Genomic DNA, 21,056 nt, shown 5'->3' with positions numbered 1-21,056 from the left:
TCGGCCACTACAGTCGACCCGTGGCCAGCAAATCCACCGGGTCGGCGATCGAGCTAGAGGTCGGCGATCACACGCTCAAAGTCTCCAACCCCGACCGCGTCTACTTCCCGGAGTCCGGCGCGACCAAGCTCGACTTGGTGCGGTACTACCTGAGCGTCGGGGACGGCATCGTCAACGCGTTGCGCGGCAGGCCCTGCATGCTGCACCGGTTCCCCAAAGGACTCGCGGGCGAAAAGGTGCATCAGAAGCGGCTTCCCGCGGGCGCGCCGGAGTGGATTCCGACTGTGCGGGTGTACTTCCCGCGCTATGGACGGCACGCCGACGAGTTGTGCGTCGAGAAGCTCGCCGACGTCATCTGGGCGGTGCAGATGTCGACCGTCGAGTTCCATCCGTGGAATTCCCGCGCCGCCGATACCGAGCGTCCGGACGAGTGGCGCATCGACCTCGACCCGATGCCGGACTGCCCGTGGTCGCGGGTGCAGCGGGTCGCGACGGTGGTGCAAGAGATCCTCGACGAGATCGGCGCCGTCGGATGGCCGAAGACCTCCGGCGGCAAAGGCCTGCACGTGTACGTCCGGATCGCGCCGCACTGGGGTTTCCAGGAGGTGCGCCGGGCGGCGCTGGCGTTCGCCCGCGAGGTCGAGCGCCGCGCACCCGATGACGTGACCACCACGTGGTGGCGGCGCGATCGCGACCCGAAGCTGCTGTTCGTCGACTACAACCAGAACGCGCGCGATCACACCATCGCCGCCGCCTACTCGGTGCGCGGCGTCCCCGCCGCGACGGTCTCCACCCCGGTACGCTGGGACGAGATTCCCGACATCGATCCGCGCGACTTCACCATGTCCTCCGTCCCCGCTCGCTTCGCCGAACTCGGCGATCTGCACGCGGGCATGGATGACGCGGTGTTCCACCTGGATCCTCTCCTGGAGTGGGCCGAGCGGGACAAGGTGGACGTGGAGCTCGACGACGAGCAGAGCGAGGCCTAGCGCCGCGCCCGGCGGTGCTACGGTCGCAAGGTCCACCCGCTCGCGACCACGTCCTACTGCTCCGAAGGAGGTCCAACCATGAACCGGCCTGCAGTAACGATCGCGATCGCCCCCGCCGATCCTCCCCCCACGCTGGTGGAGAAGGCCGTGGTGGAGGCGGGCGCCGCCGTCTCCGATCTCGACGAGGCGCAAGGGTTGATCTGGGTCGGCGGCCCGGACGAGTTCCCGGAGCGACTGCCCGCAGGCGTGGAATGGGTGCAGCTCCCGGCCGCCGGTATCGAGGAATGGTTCACCGCGGGCGTCATCGCCAGGCATCCCGGTGTGCGATTCACCTCAGCCGCAGGCGCTTTCGCGGCGAGTGTGGCCGAGCACGCGCTCATGCTGCTGCTCGCGGGCGTCCGCTACCTGCCCGAGCACTTGCGCGCGGCGGACTGGCGGCAGCAGGACTTCTTTCCGCACGTCGGCACGCTGCGCGGCAAGACCGTCACGATCGTCGGCGCGGGCGGCATCGGCCGCGCGCTGATCCCGATGCTGGTGCCGCTCGGCGCGCACATCATCGCGGTGAACCGCAGCGGACGGCCGGTCACCGGCGCAGGCATCCCGCCGTCGGTCGAGACGATCTCCGCCGAGCATCTCGGCCGGGTCTGGCCGCACACCGATCACGTGGTGGTCGCCGCGCCCGCCACGCCCGCCACCAGGCATCTCATCGGCGCGGACGTACTCGCGCGGCTCAAACCGTCCTCCTGGATCGTCAACGTCGCGCGCGGCAGCCTCGTCGACACCGACGCACTGGTCGACGCGCTGCGCTCCGGCGCGATCGGCGGCGCCGGACTCGACGTCACCGACCCCGAGCCGCTCCCGGCGGGCCATCCGCTCTGGTCGCTGCCGAATGCCATTATCACCCCGCATGATTCGAATCCGCCCCAACTCCGCTTGGCGGCCTTCGCCGACCACGTCCAGGCGAACGTCGAGCGCTTCATCGGACGCCGCCCGCTGCTCGCACCGATCGATCCCGCGCTCGGGTACTGACGGAGGCACTTCGCGCGCAACAACATTCGAGTGTGTCAGCCGAACAACGCTCGACCGAGGATTTCCTCGATGACTCCGCTCTTGGCGTTGGCGTAGTGCTGCACGAACTTCCATTCGCGCTGCGCCAGCTCTCGTTTGGTCCGTTCGTAATACGCACGATCGTCCTCATGCGTGCGCAACCAGTCGCGGAAGGCCAGGATCCGCTTCATCTCGGGCCCTCCCGATTCCGGCGAGAGCACATGCAGATTCACGTTCCACCGCGCACCGCTGTCCACCCGACGAACGAAACAGCGATGCTGGTACCAGTCCGGTTGCCGGATACGCAGCTCATACCCGGCAGCCTCGAGGGCTGATAGATAGGCGACTTCGGCGGCGGCATCCGGAACAAGCAACAGGATGTCGATGACCGCCTTGGCCGCGAGACCGGGAACCGACGTGGACCCCGTGTGCTCTATTCGCAGCGCCACATCGCCGAGCGCCGCACGTATCGCGGCTTCTTCTTCCGCGTACCAGACCGGCCACGCCGGGTTGTACTCCTCGAGCACCACCCCGGCCGCGTAGGGCCGCAAGTCGCCGACCGTCGCCGCCGCTATGTCGTCGTCATCCAACGTCGCCATACGTCACGGTAACCGGCGCACACATCAGCCTTCTAAAAATGTGCCATTGACAACTGGCACATTCATCACTGATTCTTAGCGCATGACAAGGTCGACGAGGACCTCGGTCCCCGGTGTTCCCACCGCGCCCTCCGCACGCGCCACTGTGGCCGCGGCAGCTACCAGGCTCACCCTGCGTCCGCTGAACTGCTCGGTTCCGATGAATCCGCCGGGTGTCTGGTTCGCACGTAAGCTCATCGCCACCCTGATGGCCGTCGGCGGTCCGGTTCCGGCAGGCACTTCCGTCACTCAGGTCCGGTCGGGCGCGGTGCGCGGTGAATGGGTTCGGGCGGCGGGGGTGCCGTTCGGACCGCGGGCCGTCTACTACATCCACGGCAGCGGCTACGTGATCTGCTCGGCTCGCACCCATCGCGGGCTCGCGGCCCGGCTGTCGGCCGAGACGGGACTCCCGGTCTTCCTCTCCGACTACCGCCTGGCGCCCGAACACCGGTTCCCGGCCGCGGCCGACGACGTCGAAGCGGGCTACCGCTGGCTGCTCGGCCGTGGCATCGCCCCGGAAGACCTGGTGATCGCCTGCGACTCCGCGGGTGGGCATCTCGCACTGGACCTGCTGGTCGAGAACGGACGGCACCGACGGCCGCAGCCCGCGGCCGTGGCGATGTTCTCCCCGCTGCTCGACCTCACCCTGAGCCTGGCGGCCGAGCGGGAGCGCGTCCGGACCGATCCGCTGATCTCGGCCGCCGCCGCGAGCAAGCTGCCCGCGGCTTACACCAGCGGCCACGCCGCCGACGCGGCGCGCCTGCGGCTGGCCATCCCGCACGGTCTCGCGCTGCCGCCGATCCTGGTGCAGGTCGGCGGCACGGAGATGCTCGGCGCCGACGCACAGGCGCTGTGCGAAATGGTCCGGCGCGCGGGCGGCAGCTGCGAACTCGAGATCTGGCCGGGACAACTGCATGTCTTCCAGGCCCTTCCCATGGTGGTGCCCGAAGCCGACCAGGCTCTCGCCCGCGCCGCCGACTTCCTGCGCGCGGCGCTGGTCGCTACCTCCGGCACGGAAAAGGTGAGCTGAGATGTTCGGATTGGACAAGTTGATGGCACTGGGCCGCACCCGGCGCACGCACGGCGCGCGAGCCGTGGTCACCGGCGCGGGCAGCGGCATCGGCCGGGCGTTCGCGCTGGAGATCGCGGCCCGCGGCGGACGGGTGATCTGCGCCGACATCGATGAGGCGCGCGCCGACGAGACGGTCGCACTGATCGAACGCGATCACCCGGGCGCCGCGCACGCCTTCCGCTGCGACGTGGCGCAACGGGAAGACGTGGAGTTGCTGGCCCGCTTCGCCGAAACGATTTTCGACCGCCCGGTCAGCCTGGTGATCAACAACGCCGGCGTCGGCATCGGCGGAAAAGCCGTGGGAAACATCGGTTTCGACGACTGGCAGTGGGCCCTGGGCATCAACCTCTGGGGCGTCGTGCACGGCTGTGAAGTGTTCGCTCCGCGTCTGCGCACGGCCGGGCGCGGCGGCATTATCAACGTCGCCTCGGCCGCCGGATTCGCCGCCGCGCCCTCGATGGCCGCCTACAACGTGTCCAAGGCGGGCGTGATGTCGTTATCGGAGACCATGGCCGCCGAGCTGAGCGGCTCCGGAGTCGCGGTCACCGTCCTGTGCCCGACGTTCGTCCGCACGAACGTCGCGCGCGACGGCCGGATCACCAAGGAATCGGCGCAGCTGGCCGACTTCCTCATGCGCTGGACGGGATTCTCCCCCGAGCGCGTCGCGCGCACCGCCCTCGACGCGCACGACCGCGGGCAGCTCTACGTCCTGCCCCAGCTGGACGCGCACGTCGTCTGGCTGCTCAAGCGGTACTTCCCCGCGCAATACACCTTTGCCCTCGGGCTCCTGGAGCGGCTGCTGCCACAAGAGGACTCGACCACCACCGACCGCACGTCGGTCACCGACAAGACAGGAGTCTGACATGGCCGCCATCGCGATGGACTTCGACGACATGCTCCGCAAGATCAAGGACCGCCAGTGGGCACTGGCCGACATCGATTGGGACGCTCCGGGCGCCGAGACGATCACGCCGGAACTGCACGCCAAGCTCAAGCCGTTCATGGCCGATCTGATGTGGATCGAGAACGTCGGCGCGCGCGGCTTCGCGGCGATGACCAAGAAGGCGCCGAACGAGACGCTGCGCGAGATCTACCGCTATTTCCACGCCGAGGAGCAGAAGCACGCCAACGCCGAGCTGGCGCTGATGCGTCGGTGGGGCATGCTCGACGGCGACGAGATCCCGCAGCCGAACGTCAACGTCAAGCTGGTGATCGATTTCCTGGACAAGTACTCCGACGACATGTCGCTGTCGTTCCTCGGCACCGTCATCCCGATGCTCGAGGTCGCGCTCGACGGCGCGCTGATCAAGTTCATCATGGACGAGATCGAGGACCCGGTCTGCCAGGAGGTGTTCAAGAAGATCAACTCCGACGAATCCCGCCATCTGGCGGTCGATTTCGCCGTGATGGACCTGTTGGGTCACGCGGAGATGCGCAAGCTGTTCATCGACCTGGTCGGCGGCTGGGCCAAGCCCTCGCTGATCATCGGCGTGCTGAGCTACGTGCCGCTGCTGAACAAGATGCGCGACAACATCGTCGCGATGGGCGTGGACGAGGAGAAGCTCTACGGCGCGCTCAAGCGGTACGCGAACGTGGGCGAACGCAGTGAATTCGCCCGCAGGCTGCCGATGTACCAGATCGTGAAGACGCACGGCAGCTGGGTGATCGACCGCGGGCACCCGTACCATCTCGTGGCCGACGCGCTGGTGAAGATCACCGGGTTGGTGCCGAAGAAGCTGCTGCGCAACAACCCGACCTGGTCGAAGGAACTGACCTACGAGCCCGCGGCATGACAGGGAATTCGATGAGTACGCATACCCTCGACGTCGCCGTCATCGGCGGCGGATTCGCCGGAATCGGCACGGCCATCCGGCTGAAGCAACGCGGAATCCGTGATTTCGCGATTCTCGAGCGCGGCACCGCGATCGGCGGAACCTGGCGCGACAACACCTATCCCGGTGCGGCGTGCGATATTCCGTCGCGGCTGTACTCCTACAGTTTCGCGCCGAACCCGAACTGGTCGCGCACCTACTCCGGGAGCAACGAGATCCTCGGCTACATCGAGGCGATGGCCGCGGAGTTCCGGCTCGGTCCGCACATCCGGTTCGGCCACAACGTTTCCGGCATGGTGTTCGACGAGCAGGCCGGAGTGTGGGAGATCTCGATCGACGGCCACGCGGACCCGATCCTCGCCCGCACCGTCGTGCTGGCGTCCGGCCCGCTGGCCAATGCCAGTCTTCCGGACATCCGCGGCATCGAGACCTATCGAGGTCACAAGATCCACAGCGCCCGTTGGGATCACGATTACGACTTCACGGGCAAACGGGTCGCGGTCGTCGGCACGGGCGCCAGCGCGGTCCAGATCATCCCGGAACTGGTCGACAAGGCCGCCTCGGTGAAGGTGTTCCAGCGCACGCCCGGCTGGGTGCTGCCGCGGATCAATCGGCAGACCAACGGCTTGACCAAGGAGCTCTACCGTCGGCTGCCCGCCGCCGAGCAACTGGCGCGACGCGCCTGGTTCTACGGCCACGAGTCGGTAGCGCTGGGCGTGGTCTGGAACACGCCGCTGACCAGGGTGGTCGAGCTGGTCGGCAAGGCGCAGCTGCGCAGGCAGGTCAAGGATCCATGGCTGCGCCGCCAGCTCACTCCGGACTTCCGGGCCGGCTGCAAACGCCTGCTGATGACCGACGACTACTACCCCGCCCTGCAGCGGGACAACTGCAAGTTGATCACCTGGCCGATCGCCCGGATCTCCGAGCACGGCATCCGCACCGCGGAAGGCATCGAGCACCAAGCGGATTGCATCGTCTTCGCGACGGGATTCGACGTCTCCAAAACCGGGACGCCCGTTCCGGTGGTCGGACGCGGTGGCCGGGTTCTCGCGGACGAGTGGTCGCGCGGGGCCTACGCCTACAAGAGCGTCGCGGTTTCCGGATATCCCAACCTGTATCTCACGTTCGGCCCCAATTCCGGCCCGGGACACAACTCGGCGCTGGTCTACATGGAAGCCCAGATCGACTACCTCGTCGGCGCGATCGGCGTCATCCTGGACCGGGACCTGCGCATGCTGGACGTGCGGCGCGACCGGCAGGACCGCTACAACGCCGCCATCCAGAGCAGACTGTCGGCCACCACCTGGAACTCGGGATGCCACAGCTGGTATCTCACCGAGGATGGCTTCAACGCGACCATGTATCCGGGCTTCGCCACCCAGTACGTCCATCAATTGCGCAAGGTCGATCTGGACGACTACCTCGTGGTCGAATCGAACGCCGACCAGCGGCGACAGCGAGTGGCACGGGTTTCCTGAGTGCCGGAGGTACCGGCGGCGCGGACGATAGACTCGGTCCGCAGGGAGTTCTACAGCGCGCCGCCGGTCCTTCGGCGCCGTGGGCAGCGAGGGAGGTGAGGTCGACGCCGGAGTACCGGATCGATGACCTCGCGCGCGCCGCGGGCACCACCACCCGCAACGTGCGCGCCTACCAGGAACGCGGGCTGCTGCCGCCGCCGGTCGGCAAGGACGGCCGGGCCAGCATCTACGACGACGCGCACCTCGAGCGGCTGCGCTTGATCGACGCGCTGCTACAGCGCGGCTTCACCACCGCGCACATCGCCGACTTCATCACCAGCTGGGAGACCGGCAAGGACCTGACCGAGGTACTCGGCCTGCAACACGCCGTGACGGCGTCCTGGGCCAAGGACGAGACCTTCGAGGTGCCCCGTGAGCTGATCGGCACCATCCTCGGCGCCGACGCCGACGAGCTGGTCGACCGGCTGCGCGAGATGCGGCTGGTCCGGCTGGAGGGCGACACGGTGGTGTTCACCGAGACCCAGTTGCTCACCTCGTTCGCCGAACTGCACGAGTACGGTCTGGAACTGCGCACGCTCATCGAGATCTACGCCAAGGTGGCCGACCGGATCGATGACATCACGCACATCATGATCACCGCCGCCAAACAGCACATCATCGACGAGCACGGTCCCGGCTGGATGCCCGACACCAGCGGCGAAATCGCCGAGACCACAACGATGCTCAACAAGATGAGGGAGCTGGCGGTCGCCTCGGTGCACGCCACGCTCGCCCGCTCGCTGGACGTCACGCTGCGCCGCGAACTCGGCGACTATCTCGCCTCCGCCGCCGAGCGAGAGAAACAGCGCAGCGAATCCGGACGCGACGTACCCTCCTAGACAAGCGCAGAGTGCCGACCTTCGACGGATGGAGTCGCCGTGGCGTCCGACCGACCGAGAATTCCGCCGCTGCCGCTGGTACGGGCCGTCGAATCGGTGCGCGCCGCCCTGGCCTTCGCGTTCCGCAAGCTGGTGCCCGGGCACCTCGCGCTGATGGAGCTGATCGCCGCCGGATGGATCACGCAGGCCATCCACGCCGCCGCGGCGCTCGGCGTGGCCGACGCACTCGCGGCGGGGCCGCGGTCGGGCGCGGACCTCGCGGCGGCGGTCGGCGCCGACGAGGACGCGCTGCGGCGGTTGCTGCGCCTGCTGATCAGCCACGGCATCTTCACCCAGCGGCGCGACGGACGGTACGCGCTGACGCCGATGGCGCGAGCCCTGTGCCGCGACTCGGACGTGTCGTTGCGCGACGCGGTGCTGTTCTTCGGTTCGCCCGGCCACCGCAACCACTGGTCGCACTTGGTCGACGCCGTGCGCACCGGCGAACCGGTCGGCGTGAAGCTCGACGGGATGCCGTTCTTCGAATACGTCCAGCACGACCGGGAACTCGGCGCACTGTTCGACCGCGCGATGACCAGCATCGGCACCCTGTCGATGGAGCCGCTGTTCGCCGCCTACGATTTCGGCCGCTACGCGACCCTGGTCGACGTCGGCGGCGGCGAAGGGACGATGCTCACCGAGATCCTGCGCCGCGCACCACGATCGCGTGGCATTCTGTTCGACGTGCCCGAAGTGGTGGCCACGGCCCCCGCTCGGCTCGCCGCGCTCGGTCTCGCCGATCGCTGCGCGGTGGAGAGCGGATCCTTCTTCGACAGCGTCCCCAGGGGCGGCGACGCCTACATCCTCAAGCACATCCTGCACGACTGGGCCGAACCGGACGCCGGTCGCATCCTCCGCACCGTGCGCGCGGCCATGGAACCCGACGCCCGGTTGCTGATCGTCGAACTGGTCGTCCCCGAACACACCGCACCGCACCCGAGCAAGTACATCGACTTGGAGATGCTGGTCAACGCGGGCGGACGGGAACGCACCGAGGCCGAGTACCGCGACTTCCTCGGCAGGAACGGATTCACGCTGACCCGGCGCGTACCGACGGCTTCCCCGGACAACGTGCTCGAGGCCAGGCCGAGCTGATGAAAAACCCGCTCGTCGAAAGCGTTGCCGATCGACGGCGCTACGACGTGGCCGGTACGACGAACGCCAGCGTGGCGATCCCCACGGCGCCGTCGGCCACACAGGTGGCCCGCATCGGCTTGCCAACCGGCGTCTGCCGCGACTCGAAGCCGCTGTAGTAGCCGAACACCGGCCCGGAGCGCTCCGACGGCAGGAAGAAACCGAGGCATTCGGCTTCCAGCACCGATGCTCCCTCACCGCTGTGGCACAAGGCGGCCGCGTCCGTGACGCCACGGTCGACATAGCAGCCCGCGGGCTCCGCTCCGGCGGACCCGGCTCCGACCCAGGCGAGGCCACCCGCGAGGAACAACAGAACGGTTCCCGCGCCCACTCGCCGCATCATGGTGTGCACCGCAATACCTCCTCGGCAGATCTCAGCCCTACCCGGTCGCTGCCGTGCTCTTCCACTATTTCAGCAGAATCGAAGGGGACGGTCGAGCACGACACCGCCGCGCGAATACTGTTTCTCCAGGGCGGATACCGAACCCATCCGGCGAGGCCGTGGCGTCTCCCCGCGGGAGTTCCCCCGTCCGGCGTCGAGACCGCTAGGCTACGAACAGCATTGGCTGGTTCGGTGAGGATGTGATTCGGCCGTGGAATGGACCTTCACTCCGGACGAGTTCGCCCATATCTGGCGCGAGACCGACCTGGATCGCCACCCCTACCCGCTGCGCATCCTGGAGACGCCCAGAACCGAGGACGACGCCGAGAAGTTGCGCATCGCCCTCGCCGAACGGCTGCCGCTGGGCTCCGACCCCGACCTTTCGGCCTGCCTGCGCATTCTGGCCAGGCCGCATACCAGGATCGTTGCCATCGGTGGTACACACCAGCCGGGCGGCGAACTGCGGTTGCTGGCCGCCGCCATCTACGATCGCGCCGTGCTCGCGGTGCAGGAACCAGGCGCGATTCCGGATTTCGGTGGTCGCGTGCGCATTTCGATCGGGCACAGCGCCAAACTGGGCCGGCGGATCGCGGCCCTGCTGCCGAAGACCCCCGCGGGCCGCGAACCCGCTCGCGTCGCGTCCGGGGCCGCCGTGCGCGACCGAGAGACCGTGACCGCGCGGCAGCAAGCAGCGCCGCGGATTCGCAAGTTGCTGCTGGAGCCGCATACCGCCGAGGGCCACATCAGGATCGAATCGCGGCTCGATCGACCGACCCAGCCCCCGCCGATCCATTACACCTGGATCGATGTGCGCGACGACGGAAGATACCTGATCAAAGCGGGCGACGAGGTGCGCATCGCGCCCGCCTCCGCCGATCAGATCGCCACCCAATTGCAAAAGCGCATACCGATATAGCCCGCTTTGGTGACCGCTGCCGCCGACTATTGCTGACCCGGCGCTGGGCTTCCGGTTAGTCTGGGGCAGACCGACCGATCTCAGGGGTGAGCGATGACGATCGATACCAGCCGAGCCGATATCGCCCGATTCAAGGAGGCCGCGCAGGCCGGGACCGTCCAGTTCGATCCGGCGGCGGCTCGGCAATGCGCCGAAATGTACGAACGGCAGGCCGATCGGCTGATCCACCTACAGCAGAGTCTCGAATCCGCGGCGGATCTAGGCGGTTTCGGTGGATTCGTCTCCGCCCAGCAGTTGCAGGCGGGATTCAGCCACAAAGCGCGTGACGCGGCGGCGCTGCTCGACCACTACATCGAAGCGGCCTACCGCATGAAGGAAGCGTTCTTGATCAGCGGAGGACTGTTCGAAGAGGCCGACGCCGCGAGCGCCGCCGCCCTGCGCGCGGTCCGGACGAGGTTGCCCCGATGACCGGTTCCGATCCCACCTACATCAACTCGATGGAGCATTTCGAGTCGATGCGGCACGACGAGATCTACGCGAAGGCACAGCAGATCGATCCCGCGCAGGTGCTGCACGCGTCGACCATCTGGCTCGACGCGGCGGGCACGCTCACCACGTCGTTCCCACTCACCCACGGCGGCGTTGATCGCGTGATGGACGCGGCGGACTGGAAAGGCGCCGCCGCTGACGCCGCTCAGGCTTGCGCACGCAGCTTCGCGGCGTCGGCCGACGAGCTGGCGGCGGTGCTCGGTCAAGTGGGCGCCCGCCTCGGCGGGGTCGCCGCGGCCGCCGAGGCGGTGAAACTCGCCGTGGTGCCGCCCGGCGCTTCCGGACCGGTCGGCGCGATCGCGCAGTTGCTGGAGGCGGCACACGTCATCGACGCGCAAATGGCGCAGGAGGCGCTGCGCCAAGAGGCCGTGCTAGCGATGAACATGGTCTACAAACCCGCCTATTCCACGGCGGGATCCGCGGTGCCCGCGCTGCCGGCACCACCACCCGCCGCCACGGCGCCGTCCGCGCCGCAGGCGGTCTCACCCGGCACGCCGCGACACTCGGCGCCCGAGCAGACATCGCCGGACAACCAATGGTCGCCGGGGACAACGCAACCCGCGCCCGCCGCACCGGAATCGCCCGCGCCGTCGCATAATTCGACACCGCCCGCGCCGAAGCCGGATCCGCAGCAGACGCCTTCGGCGCCGCCCACCCAGCAGGCTCCGCCGCCGCAGCAAGCGCCGTCCACGCAGACGCCACAGCCCACGCCGACACCCGAGCCGACACAGCAGGCGCCGTCCACGACCGCGCCGCCGAGTCCCGCTCCGTCGCCACAGACCCCGGCGCCCACGCAACCGCCGAGTTCGTCGGCCCCTCCCCCGCCGACTGCCGAACCGACGCAACCGCCGAATTCATCCGCGCCACCCCCGCCGCCGAGCCCACCACCTCCGGCCCCGGAACCAACGCAGCCGCCGAGTTCGTCCGCGCCGCCACCCGCAACCCCGGCCCCAGCCCCTGTGCTGCCGCCGAGCCCGCCGCAGGCACCGGCGCCGGCTCCCGTTCCAGCCGTACCGATGCCCGACCCGAACGGCCAGCCAGGCGTCACCGGGCCGGTGGACGGCAGCCAGCAGCAGATTCCGACGACCAACCAACCTGGCGTCGTCCCGTCCTGACGGCCCGTCACCGGAGTCTCCGCAACACGAGCCACACCCCGGTACCTCGGAAACCGTCGACAGCGCTCCTTGTGGCGGTCGGGCACCTCGACCGCCACAAGGCACCACGGTTTCTCGTCCGGATCCGCCCGAGCCGCGTCCCGTCGGCGGCTACTCAGAACTGAACCCCGAGCTGCCACTCCCGAGCAGCGTGAGCCCCGACGATGCACCCAGCGGACGCCGAGTCGATACGCGTCCACGCACGACCACACGCACCGATGGCAACGCGCTCGCGCACGATCACGAACGAACCGGGATAACTTCGCAGACGTGACCGAGCTCCTCGCATTCCGCCAAGTCTGCTACGAGGTTGCTCACCGCACCGGCGGCACCGTGATCGAAAGTTCCGTCTGGCAGGGAATACGACCCCGAACTTCCACCAAGGAGTCATCGCCTACCACGACCATCACGTCGCGGTGGTCGCGCTGCGCGATTCCGCGGTGCTGGCGGTCGCCGCCCCCCTGGCTCCCGGGTCAGTCGCTCGGTCGTACCGGTGACCTGTCGAACGGTGCCTGATCAGACCTTTACGAGGTCGTCGGCGTGGATGACGGGACGCTGCATCGTGTCGGGGAGTTCGGCGGTGGAGCGGCCGAGCATGCCCGCCAGTTCGGTGCTGTCGTATTCGACGACGCCCCGGGCGACAACGCGACTGTCCGGAGCCACCAGATCGACCACGTCGCCGCCGTAGAAGCGGCCACGGACGCCCACGATCCCGGCCGCGAGCAGCGACCTGCGGCGGTGCGCCACCGCTTGGACCGCGCCGTCATCGATGAGCAGCGTGCCGCGGCTGTCCGCGGCGTGCCGGACCCAGAACTTGCGGGCGGACAACCGCACCGGCCGCGCGGCGAACGCGGTGCCGACGGTGCCGGTGGACAACGCGGTATCCGCCGAAGAAGCGGCGGCGAGCAGAACCGGTACGCCCGCGTCCGCGGCCAGGCGCGCCGCCGACAACTTGGACGCCATGCCGCCGGTGCCGAGCGCGCCGCCGCTGCCCGCGATGACGCCGTCCAGGTCGGCACTGCTGCGCACCTCGGGAATCAGCGTGGCCGCACCCTTGCGCGGGTCACCGTCGTAGAGGCCCGCCACGTCCGAGAGCAGCACAAGTGCGTCGGCGCCGACGAGGTGGGCGACCAGCGCGGCGAGCCGGTCGTTGTCGCCGAAGCGGATCTCCTCCGTCGCGACCGTGTCGTTCTCGTTCACCACCGCCACCGCCCCCAGCGAGCGCAGGCGATCGAGGGTGCGCTGCGCGTTGCGGTGGTGCTCACGCCGGGAAAAGTCGTCGGCGCTCAGGAGCACCTGCCCGACCGTACGGTCGTAACGGGCGAACGACGTGCCCCAGGCGTGCGCTAGGGCCAGCTGCCCGACGCTCGCCGCGGCCTGCTTGGTCGCCAAGTCACGCGGACGGCTGGTCAAGCCCAGCGGCGCGATGCCGGCGCCGATGGCGCCCGAGGATACGACCACCACATCGGATCCGGCGCGCATCCGCGCCTCCACCGCGTCGGCCAGCCGATCCAGCCGCGCGGTATCAAGGCCGCCTTTCAAGCTGGTCAGCGCGGACGAACCGATCTTCACCACGACCCGGCGCGCCGCCGCGATCGCCAACCGCGCCTCGCTCAGGCCCGAGGAATCCGCCTCGGCGCTGATAGACCTCACCTGCATCCCCACCGAACTCCCTGCACCACAATCGAATCCACGGTAGTCGGGACCCAGCCGCGAACGATCGAGTCCGCCGGACACGGCGCCCACCGAGGGCGCACGGCGACTCGACCGTGGTCCACGTCTACTCCTCGTCTTCCTGTACCAGACCGCGTCGCACCCGGGACGCGTGCTTGCGCTCGGCCGCGCTGACCCGGTCGGTCTGTTCCAGCCGGATGTCGGTGCCGCGCCCGGTGGGCACCATGTCGATGCCCGCCGAGATCTGCGGCTCCCAGTCGAACGTCACGTCGCCGATGGTCACCGGCGCTCCCGGCTCCGCGCCCAGCCGCACCAGTTCGTCTTCCACGCCCAGGCGCGCCAGACGGTCGGCCAGGTAGCCGACGGCCTCGTCGTTGTCGAATTGGGTCTGCCGCACCCAGCGCTCCGGCCGGGTACCGCGCACGATGAAGCCGCCCGGCTCCTCCGGGTCGGCGAGCACGCTGAATCCGGTCTCGTCGACCGCGATCGGGCGGATGACCGGGCGCTTCGGCGCTGCCTGCGGATGCTCCTCGCGGTACCGGCGCACCAGATCCGCGAGGGCGAAGGTCAACGGACGCAGGCCCACGTGGCTCACGGCGGAGATCTCGAACACCGGCCAGCCGCGTTCGGTGAACTCCGCGGTCACCATCTCGGCCAGTTCGGCCGCGTCGGGTACATCGATCTTGTTCAAGATCACCACGCGTGGGCGGTCGGCCAGATCGCCGAGCCCGGCGTCCGCGCTCAGCGCCGGCTGGTAGGCGGCGAGTTCGGCTTCGAGCGCGTCGACATCGGACACGGGGTCGCGGCCCGGCTCCAGCGTGGCGCAGTCCACCACATGGGCGAGCACCGCGCAGCGCTCCAGGTGCCGTAGGAAGTCCAGCCCGAGTCCGCGGCCCTCGCTCGCGCCCGGGATCAGTCCGGGCACATCGGCGATCGTGAAGGTGGTCTCACCGCTGGCGACGACGCCGAGATTGGGTACCAGCGTGGTGAACGGATAGTCGGCGATCTTCGGCTTGGCCGCCGAGAGCACCGAGACCAGCGAGGACTTGCCCGCCGAAGGGAAGCCGACGAGCCCGACGTCGGCGACCGACTTCAGTTCGAGCACCAAGTCGAGTTCTTCGCCGTCCTCGCCGAGCAGCGCGAAACCCGGCGCTTTGCGGGCCTTCGACGCCAGCGAGGCGTTGCCGAGTCCGCCGCGGCCGCCGCGGGCGACGATGAAGCGGTTGCCAGCTCCGACCAGGTCGACGAGCACTTTGCCGTCGTCGTCGAGCACCACGGTGCCGTCGGGCACCTTCAGCACCAAGTCGACGCCCTGCTTGCCGTCGCGGTTGCCGCCTTCGCCCGGCTTGCCGTTGCCCGCCTTCGCGTGCGGGTGGAAGTGGAAGTCCAGCAGGGTGTGCACGTTGGAGTCGACCTCGAGGATGACGTCTCCGCCGTTGCCGCCGTTACCGCCGTCCGGCCCGCCGAGCGGCTTGAACTTCTCGCGGTGCACCGAGGCGCATCCGTGGCCGCCTTTACCCGCACGCACATGCAGTACGACACGGTCGATGAACTTGGACATACGCCGAATCATCCTCCTTCGGGACTGGTCGTACTGAGGGCTGTTCGTTCGCGAACACGAAAAACGGGCCAGGGTTCCGAGACCCTGACCCGCTCGCTGTATATCCGGAGGTGGTTCGGCGGTCAGGCCTGAACCGGCTCCGGGGTCACGATGTTGACGGTCTTGCGTCCACGCTTGCTGCCGAACTCCACCGCGCCCGCCGCCAGGGCGAACAGGGTGTCGTCACCGCCACGGCCGACGTTCACGCCGGGGTGGAAGTGGGTGCCGCGCTGACGCACCAGGATCTCGCCCGCCTTGACCGACTGGCCGCCGAAGCGCTTGACGCCGAGTCGCTGGGCGTTGGAATCGCGTCCGTTCCGGGAGCTGGACGCACCCTTCTTGTGTGCCATAGCTGGTTCTCCTCGGGATGTCTTACTTGATGCCGGTGACCTTCAGGACCGTCAGCGGCTGACGGTGTCCCTGGCGCTTGTGGTAGCCGGTCTTGTTCTTGAACTTGTGGATGCGGATCTTCGGGCCCTTGGTCTGCTCGACCACCTCGGCGGCCACGGAAACCTTGGCCAGCTTGTCGGCGTCGGTGGTCAGCTCGGCGCCATCGACGACGAGAACCGGATCCAGCGCCACGGCGGTACCCGGCGCACCCTCGATCTTCTCGACCTTCACCAGGTCACCGACCGCGACCTTGTACTGCTTTCCGCCGGTCTTGACGATCGCGTACGTTGCCATCGGTCGGCTGCCCTTCTTCCTATAGTGCTCGGCACTCGTTCACGCGGCGACACCTCCGGTCTGAATCCACCGGAAACCGCCACACGACTGGTCTGGTAATCGCCACCGCCTCGGCACCTGGTGGCTCTCGGTATCGAACTGTCGAGAACCGGGCCACGAAGACAAAACATGTTGTCACCGGGCAGCGACTGTCCAAGATTACAGGACGGCTACCGCGACGACCAAACCGGCGTTCACCCGCGCACCGCGGCCCTGCCGCGCGTTCGCTGCCGGAACGCCTGTGGCCCCCGACCGGAAGGACCGGCGGGGGCCACAGTGGTGTCGGCGAGAACTCAGTTCGCGGCGTCCGGCGCGCCTGCCGGGCGGCCGACCGACCGCCTGCGCGGCCGGTTGCGCTGCGGCACCTCGACCGGCTCGGGCTGGGAGTAGTCGACCGCGGGTGCGGGCGCCTGGTCTCCGGTGGGCAGCACGAACACCGCTCCGGAGCTGTCCGCGGCGGGCGCGGCGGCCGAACGGGCAACCCGCCGGCGACGAGCCGGACGGCTCGGGCCCGGCTCGGCGACCCCGTTGGCGGCGGCACCGTTCTCGGTCGTCGCGACGGGCTCGGCAGCCGCGACGGTGTCGGCGACCGGCTGCGGCGCGGCATCCGAGACGGACGCACCGACGGGCTCGGAGACCGGCTCTTCCGCCGGTACCGACTCGACCTTTTCGACTTGCTCGACGACCTCGACCACTTCGGCGGGCTCGGTCTCCGGCTCCTCGGCGGGCACCGCGACCGCGGCCTCGACGGTCTCCGTGCCGACGCGCTCTTCGGCGGCCTCGTCCGTGTCCGCGACCTGCGGCTCGGCGAACGTGTCCGCAGTCGCTTCCGGGCCCTCCTCGGACTGGTGCGCGGCCATCGCCAACGCCACCGGATGCGCCCGTTTGACGGCCGCGTCGTCCTCGGTGGGTTCGGCCACGGGACCGGACCCGTTGGCAGGCTGGGGAGCCGCCGCGGCACCCTTGTCCCGGCCTCGACGCCTGCGCGAACCGCTCTCGCGGGTGCGCGCGGCGGGCTCTTCACCGGAGCCGGGCTCCACCGGGTAGCTGTGCACGAGGATGCCGCGTCCGTGGCAGTGCTCGCAGGTGGTGGAGAACGCCTCGACCAGGCCGGTGCCCAGCTTCTTGCGGGTCATCTGGACCAGGCCCAGCGAGGTGACCTCGGAGACCTGGTGGCGGGTGCGGTCCCGGCCCAGCGCCTCGGTCAGGCGGCGCAGCACCAGATCGCGGTTGGACTCCAGCACCATGTCGATGAAGTCGACGACGATCATGCCGCCGATGTCACGCAGCCGCATCTGGCGCACGATCTCCTCGGCCGCCTCCAGGTTGTTCCTGGTGACCGTCTCCTCCAGGTTGCTGCCGCCCGCGCCGGTGAACTTGCCGGTGTTCACGTCGATCACCGTCATGGCCTCGGTGCGGTCGATCACCAGGGTGCCGCCCGACGGCAGCCACACCTTGCGATCGAGCGCCTTGGACAGCTGTTCGTCGATCCGGTAGGTCTCGAACACGTCGACGCCGTTGTTCTCGTGCCGGGAGACCCTGGCGAGCAGGTCCGGCGCGACGGTGCCGATGTACTTCTCCACCGTGCTCCAGGCCCGGTCACCCTCGATGACCAGCTTGGAGAAGTCCTCGTTGAACAGGTCGCGGATGACCTTGACCAACAGGTCGGGCTCTTCGTAGAGCGTCTTGGGCGCGTTGCCGTCCTTGCCGGTCTGCTCCTGGATGGTGCGCCAGGTCGCCTGCAGCCGCTCCACGTCGCGGGCCAGTTCGGTCTCGCTGACGCCTTCGGAGGCGGTGCGGATGATGACACCGGCGTCGGCGGGCACGATGTCGCGCAGGATCTCCTTGAGGCGCTTGCGCTCGGTGTCCGGCAGCTTGCGGCTGATCCCGGTGGAGGTGCCGCCGGGCACGTACACCAGGAAGCGCCCGGCCAGGCTGATCTGCGTGGTCAGCCGGGCGCCCTTGTGGCCGACCGGGTCCTTGCTCACCTGGACCAGCACCTGGTCGCCCGGCTTGAGCGCCTGCTCGATCTTGCGTTCCTTGCCGCCGAGCCCGGCGGCCTCCCAGTTGACCTCACCGGCGTACAGCACGCCGTTGCGGCCGCGGCCGATGTCGACGAACGCGGCCTCCATGCTGGGCAGCACGTTCTGCACCTTGCCCAGGTAGACGTTGCCCACCATGGACGCGGAACCTGTGCTCGTCACGAAGTGCTCGACCAGGACGTTGTCCTCGAGCACGGCCACCTGCGTCGCGGTGGGGTGATCCGGGAAGGACTTCTCGCGCACGACCATCACGCGGTCCACCGCTTCGCGCCGGGCCAGGAACTCCGACTCGGTCAGGATCGGCGGGCGGCGACGGCCCGCCTCGCGCCCGTCGCGACGGCGCTGCCGTTTGGCTTCCAGCCGGGTGGAGCCGGTGATGCCCTGGACCTCGTCGACCGCGACGCGGCCGCGGCTCTTGTTGCGCGGCTCGCGCTCGTGCACGACCGTGTTCGGCGGATCGTCGTCGGCGGGCTCGTTCTCGCCCGACTCACCGGCCACCTTGCGACGACGGCGGCGACGGCGACGGCGGCTCGAGCCTTCCGGCACGCCGTCCTCGTCCTCACCCTCGCCCTCGGCGGTCTCGGGGGATTCCGCCGCGTCGGTGGCTTCGGCGGACTCGGCGGTTGCGGGAGCCGACTCGTCGTCGGTCTCGGTGTCCTCGCCCTCGCCGTCGCCATCGGACTGCTGCTCGCCCCGGCCGCGACCGCGCCCCCGGCGGCCACGGCGACGGCGCCGCGGCTGGCCCTCGGCGTCGCCGTGCTGATCGGACGACTCGCGCTCGTCCTCGGTGACCTCGGTCTCGTCCTCGACGGGCTCAGGTGCCTGCTCGTCGGTGCGGCGGCCCGCACGCTCGGCGCGGCGCTGCTTGCGCGCCTCCTCGGCGGCCGCGGCGTCCGGCGACAGGAACAGCGGCGCCTGCACGACGGCGGCCGACTCGAACACCGCGGGAGCCACCGGCTCCGGTTCCGGCCGCACCGAGTGCGTGAACAGCTGCGTGTGGTTGGCCGGGGCGGTGAGCGGCGGCTGCGCGGTGGACACCGTGTCCGGCGCGGAGAAGATGACGCCCGCACCGGAGAACGGAACGTCACCGGCGGGTGCCGGTGGTTCCGTGGCAGGCGCGGGTCGTTCGGCCGCGGGCGCCGGCTGTTCCGGCGCCGGTTGCTCGGCCACGGGCGCCCGCGTGGGCGCGCCTTCCTCCGGCTGCGCCGGTACGGGGGCGTCTCCCGGCCCGGCGGCGGGCTGCTCGGCCGCGGCGTCCGCCTCGACCGTCACCAAGGCGTCGCGCACGGACTCCGCGACGGCTCGGTCGACGTTCGACTGGGCGCTGCGCGCGTCCGCCCCCATCTCGGTGAGCTTGGCCAGGATGCGCTTGCTCGTTACCCCCAGCAGCTTGGCGAGTGCGTGAACTCGGATTCGCTCCGGCAATTGTTCGGCATCCTGTGATGTTGTTTCCAGCGGCTCTTGATCGGCCACGAAGTCTCCTCGGGCCCCCGGGCGCGTCCCTCCCGGCGGGAGTGACGCGGCCGACGCGGGGGCGCTGTCCGTTCGACTCGCACCCTGTGGGCGCGAGATCAAGTGGTCTCGCCCCGCGTGCCCGGTTATCTCCTCGGTTGTGCGTCGGTCGGGCTAACTGGTCACGCGGCGCCTGGCTGTATGGCTGAACTCCGCGGCGCGAGCGCTCATCCAGCGTGCCTACACGAACAGCGGACCTGTGACCAGGCCGTTTGTCCATGGCAGCGATGATCGGCATCGAACCGTGGTGTCATCCGGCTGCCCTCGTCACGTTTCGTTCGCGCACCTGCACGAACAGTCGGCGTCGAAAGCAGCCGATGCCAGTATCCCATACCGCGCGCCGGGCGTTCGCCATCGGCGCTCGACTCGGTCCCGCCCGCGGCGCGAACGCGGGTGTCGCGGCGGCGCGGGCACGACGATCGAGACTCGGTCAGGCGGGCAGTTCGGGGAACCAGAGGGCGATCTCCCGCTTGGCCGATTCGGGTGAATCGGAGCCGTGGACCAGGTTCTCCTGGGTCTCCAGAGCGAAGTCTCCGCGAATGCTGCCGGGCACGGCCTTTTCGACCGGGTCGGTGCCGCCCGCGATCTGGCGGAACGCGGCGATGGCGCGCGGGCCCTCCAAGATGGCCGCGACGACCGGGCCCGAGGTGATGAACTCGATCAGGGACCCGAAGAACGGCTTCTCGGCGTGCTCGGCGTAGTGGCCCTTGGCCAGTTCCTCGGACACGTGCTTCAGCTCCAGGGCGGCGATCTTCAGGCCCTTGCGCTCGATCCGTGCCAGCACCTCGCCGACAAGGCCACGGGCCACACCGTCCGGCTTGATGAGTACCAACGTCTGCTCAGTCACGGCGCACAGCCTATCCGGCATACTTCCGGGCACCGCATCAGCGGTCGGGCTGATCGGCTTCCCGTGCACTCGGCAAGGGAGACCTCCGCCGGAAAAAGTGCGACCGGCAGCGTCCTGGGCGGCCCTGCGGCTACGACCGCTGGATGCGCTGGCTCGGCAGCAGCCCTTTCTCCATCCGGCCGCGCACGTCGGCGCGCAGCACCAGGATGAAGCCCCAGACCACGGCGAACACCACACCGATGACGCCGATGGACACATGGATGAACGCGCCGAGCAGCACCAGGACCTGCAACCCGAGGTTGAACGGCAGCGCCCAGGACCGCCGCTGCAACCCGGCCCCGAGGAACATCACCACCGCGAGCGCCACGAGATAGGTGCCGGACAACCAGGTCACGCCGCCGCCGACGTCGGCAACCACCGGCAACGCGAGCAACACCACGATCGCCTCGAGCACCAGCGTGCCCGCCATCACCCCGCGGAAGCCCTTCCACGGGTCGGTCGCGGGCGCGGGCACCGACTGCTCGTCTCGTTCGGCCGGTTCGCTCATGCT

At 69.2% G+C, this 21,056-nt stretch carries 20 protein-coding genes; 11 read left to right on the top strand and 9 right to left on the bottom strand.

The genetic code is table 11. The features are described from left to right. Positions 1-20 precede the first annotated feature (20 nt). Positions 21-989 carry a non-homologous end-joining DNA ligase gene (ligD, locus tag ACFV2O_RS29375; protein ID WP_379254648.1) on the top strand — a complete coding sequence of 323 codons (969 nt, stop codon included), beginning with the start codon at positions 21-23 and terminating at the stop codon, positions 987-989. A 78-nt stretch (positions 990-1,067) separates the two neighbouring features. Further along, positions 1,068-2,018, top strand: coding sequence for a D-isomer specific 2-hydroxyacid dehydrogenase family protein (locus tag ACFV2O_RS29370; RefSeq protein ID WP_379254646.1), 951 nt, complete (start codon positions 1,068-1,070; stop codon positions 2,016-2,018). Positions 2,019-2,053: 35 nt separating this feature from the next. On the opposite strand, the gene ACFV2O_RS29365 is transcribed toward ACFV2O_RS29370, so the two are convergent. Then, positions 2,054-2,635 (bottom strand): GrpB family protein, encoded by a 582-nt coding sequence (locus ACFV2O_RS29365; RefSeq protein ID WP_379254644.1) that lies wholly within the window; start codon positions 2,633-2,635, stop codon positions 2,054-2,056. A gap of 82 nt (positions 2,636-2,717) precedes the next feature. On the opposite strand from ACFV2O_RS29365, the gene ACFV2O_RS29360 reads away from it, so the two are divergent. The 6 genes from ACFV2O_RS29360 (at position 2,718) to ACFV2O_RS29335 (ending at position 9,068) form a co-directional block, all read left to right on the top strand. Then, entirely contained in the window at positions 2,718-3,704 is a 987-nt protein-coding gene (locus ACFV2O_RS29360) for an alpha/beta hydrolase (protein ID WP_379254643.1), read from the top strand. Position 3,705: 1 nt separating this feature from the next. Beyond that, on the top strand, positions 3,706-4,608 hold the full coding sequence (locus tag ACFV2O_RS29355; RefSeq protein WP_379254641.1) for an SDR family NAD(P)-dependent oxidoreductase: 903 nt from the start codon (positions 3,706-3,708) through the stop codon (positions 4,606-4,608). A 10-nt stretch (positions 4,609-4,618) separates the two neighbouring features. After that, positions 4,619-5,539: a ferritin-like domain-containing protein gene (locus tag ACFV2O_RS29350; RefSeq protein ID WP_379254759.1), complete on the top strand. Its 921-nt coding sequence runs from the start codon at positions 4,619-4,621 to the stop codon at positions 5,537-5,539. Between the two features lie 11 nt (positions 5,540-5,550). Next, positions 5,551-7,056, top strand: a complete 1,506-nt coding sequence (locus ACFV2O_RS29345; RefSeq protein ID WP_379254639.1) for a flavin-containing monooxygenase — start codon at positions 5,551-5,553, stop codon at positions 7,054-7,056. Positions 7,057-7,151: 95 nt separating this feature from the next. Next, positions 7,152-7,934: a MerR family transcriptional regulator gene (locus tag ACFV2O_RS29340; protein ID WP_379254637.1), complete on the top strand. Its 783-nt coding sequence runs from the start codon at positions 7,152-7,154 to the stop codon at positions 7,932-7,934. A 39-nt stretch (positions 7,935-7,973) separates the two neighbouring features. Further along, positions 7,974-9,068: a methyltransferase gene (locus ACFV2O_RS29335; RefSeq protein ID WP_379254636.1), complete on the top strand. Its 1,095-nt coding sequence runs from the start codon at positions 7,974-7,976 to the stop codon at positions 9,066-9,068. 40 nt (positions 9,069-9,108) lie between these two features. Here ACFV2O_RS29335 and ACFV2O_RS29330 read toward each other — a convergent pair whose 3' ends face one another. Beyond that, positions 9,109-9,459, bottom strand: coding sequence for a hypothetical protein (locus ACFV2O_RS29330; RefSeq protein WP_379254635.1), 351 nt, complete (start codon positions 9,457-9,459; stop codon positions 9,109-9,111). A 241-nt stretch (positions 9,460-9,700) separates the two neighbouring features. Between ACFV2O_RS29330 and ACFV2O_RS29325 the strand changes: the two genes are divergently transcribed. The 3 genes from ACFV2O_RS29325 to ACFV2O_RS29315 all read left to right on the top strand — a co-directional run bounded on the left by ACFV2O_RS29325 (position 9,701) and on the right by ACFV2O_RS29315 (position 12,069). Further along, on the top strand, positions 9,701-10,405 hold the full coding sequence (locus tag ACFV2O_RS29325) for an ESX secretion-associated protein EspG (RefSeq protein WP_355072300.1): 705 nt from the start codon (positions 9,701-9,703) through the stop codon (positions 10,403-10,405). A gap of 93 nt (positions 10,406-10,498) precedes the next feature. Then, positions 10,499-10,873 carry a hypothetical protein gene (locus tag ACFV2O_RS29320; RefSeq protein ID WP_355072299.1) on the top strand — a complete coding sequence of 125 codons (375 nt, stop codon included), beginning with the start codon at positions 10,499-10,501 and terminating at the stop codon, positions 10,871-10,873. Continuing rightward, positions 10,870-12,069: a hypothetical protein gene (locus tag ACFV2O_RS29315; protein ID WP_379254632.1), complete on the top strand. Its 1,200-nt coding sequence runs from the start codon at positions 10,870-10,872 to the stop codon at positions 12,067-12,069. The genes ACFV2O_RS29320 and ACFV2O_RS29315 overlap by 4 nt, the downstream gene beginning before the upstream one ends. A gap of 555 nt (positions 12,070-12,624) precedes the next feature. On the opposite strand, the gene proB is transcribed toward ACFV2O_RS29315, so the two are convergent. From proB to ACFV2O_RS29280, 7 genes are all read right to left on the bottom strand, one after another. Continuing rightward, positions 12,625-13,767 (bottom strand): glutamate 5-kinase, encoded by a 1,143-nt coding sequence (proB, locus tag ACFV2O_RS29310; protein ID WP_379254630.1) that lies wholly within the window; start codon positions 13,765-13,767, stop codon positions 12,625-12,627. Between the two features lie 121 nt (positions 13,768-13,888). Further along, a complete protein-coding gene (gene obgE, locus ACFV2O_RS29305) occupies positions 13,889-15,343 on the bottom strand; it encodes a GTPase ObgE (protein ID WP_379254629.1) in 1,455 nt (484 codons plus the stop codon). 122 nt (positions 15,344-15,465) lie between these two features. After that, positions 15,466-15,732, bottom strand: a complete 267-nt coding sequence (rpmA, locus tag ACFV2O_RS29300) for a 50S ribosomal protein L27 (RefSeq protein WP_379254628.1) — start codon at positions 15,730-15,732, stop codon at positions 15,466-15,468. Positions 15,733-15,754: 22 nt separating this feature from the next. Beyond that, a complete protein-coding gene (gene rplU, locus ACFV2O_RS29295) occupies positions 15,755-16,066 on the bottom strand; it encodes a 50S ribosomal protein L21 (protein ID WP_039796660.1) in 312 nt (103 codons plus the stop codon). A 332-nt stretch (positions 16,067-16,398) separates the two neighbouring features. After that, positions 16,399-19,620: a translation initiation factor IF-2 N-terminal domain-containing protein gene (locus ACFV2O_RS29290; protein ID WP_379254627.1), complete on the bottom strand. Its 3,222-nt coding sequence runs from the start codon at positions 19,618-19,620 to the stop codon at positions 16,399-16,401. A gap of 469 nt (positions 19,621-20,089) precedes the next feature. After that, positions 20,090-20,506, bottom strand: coding sequence for a nucleoside-diphosphate kinase (gene ndk / locus ACFV2O_RS29285; protein WP_039796656.1), 417 nt, complete (start codon positions 20,504-20,506; stop codon positions 20,090-20,092). Positions 20,507-20,636: 130 nt separating this feature from the next. Continuing rightward, positions 20,637-21,053, bottom strand: coding sequence for a DUF4233 domain-containing protein (locus ACFV2O_RS29280; RefSeq protein ID WP_379254626.1), 417 nt, complete (start codon positions 21,051-21,053; stop codon positions 20,637-20,639). Positions 21,054-21,056 lie beyond the last annotated feature (3 nt).

Origin of the sequence: Nocardia sp. NPDC059691 (genome assembly GCF_042733915.1) — a bacterium.
Lineage (GTDB): Bacteria > Actinomycetota > Actinomycetes > Mycobacteriales > Mycobacteriaceae > Nocardia > Nocardia sichangensis.
The sequence above is the reverse complement of the archived record's forward strand: the minus strand, read 5'-3'. Positions and strand labels throughout refer to the sequence as shown.

What these genes read in the sequence shown, in the direction of transcription:
- proB (WP_379254630.1), bottom strand. Translation starts at nt 13,767, where the DNA reads ATGCAGGTGAGGTCTATCAGCGCCGAGGCGGATTCCTCGGGCCTGAGC.
- ACFV2O_RS29355 (WP_379254641.1), top strand. Translation starts at nt 3,706, where the DNA reads ATGTTCGGATTGGACAAGTTGATGGCACTGGGCCGCACCCGGCGCACG.
- rpmA (WP_379254628.1), bottom strand. Translation starts at nt 15,732, where the DNA reads ATGGCACACAAGAAGGGTGCGTCCAGCTCCCGGAACGGACGCGATTCC.
- ACFV2O_RS29365 (WP_379254644.1), bottom strand. Translation starts at nt 2,635, where the DNA reads ATGGCGACGTTGGATGACGACGACATAGCGGCGGCGACGGTCGGCGAC.
- rplU (WP_039796660.1), bottom strand. Translation starts at nt 16,066, where the DNA reads ATGGCAACGTACGCGATCGTCAAGACCGGCGGAAAGCAGTACAAGGTC.
- ACFV2O_RS29315 (WP_379254632.1), top strand. Translation starts at nt 10,870, where the DNA reads ATGACCGGTTCCGATCCCACCTACATCAACTCGATGGAGCATTTCGAG.
- obgE (WP_379254629.1), bottom strand. Translation starts at nt 15,343, where the DNA reads ATGTCCAAGTTCATCGACCGTGTCGTACTGCATGTGCGTGCGGGTAAA.
- ACFV2O_RS29320 (WP_355072299.1), top strand. Translation starts at nt 10,499, where the DNA reads ATGACGATCGATACCAGCCGAGCCGATATCGCCCGATTCAAGGAGGCC.
- ACFV2O_RS29280 (WP_379254626.1), bottom strand. Translation starts at nt 21,053, where the DNA reads ATGAGCGAACCGGCCGAACGAGACGAGCAGTCGGTGCCCGCGCCCGCG.
- ACFV2O_RS29360 (WP_379254643.1), top strand. Translation starts at nt 2,718, where the DNA reads ATGACAAGGTCGACGAGGACCTCGGTCCCCGGTGTTCCCACCGCGCCC.
- ACFV2O_RS29345 (WP_379254639.1), top strand. Translation starts at nt 5,551, where the DNA reads ATGAGTACGCATACCCTCGACGTCGCCGTCATCGGCGGCGGATTCGCC.
- ACFV2O_RS29370 (WP_379254646.1), top strand. Translation starts at nt 1,068, where the DNA reads ATGAACCGGCCTGCAGTAACGATCGCGATCGCCCCCGCCGATCCTCCC.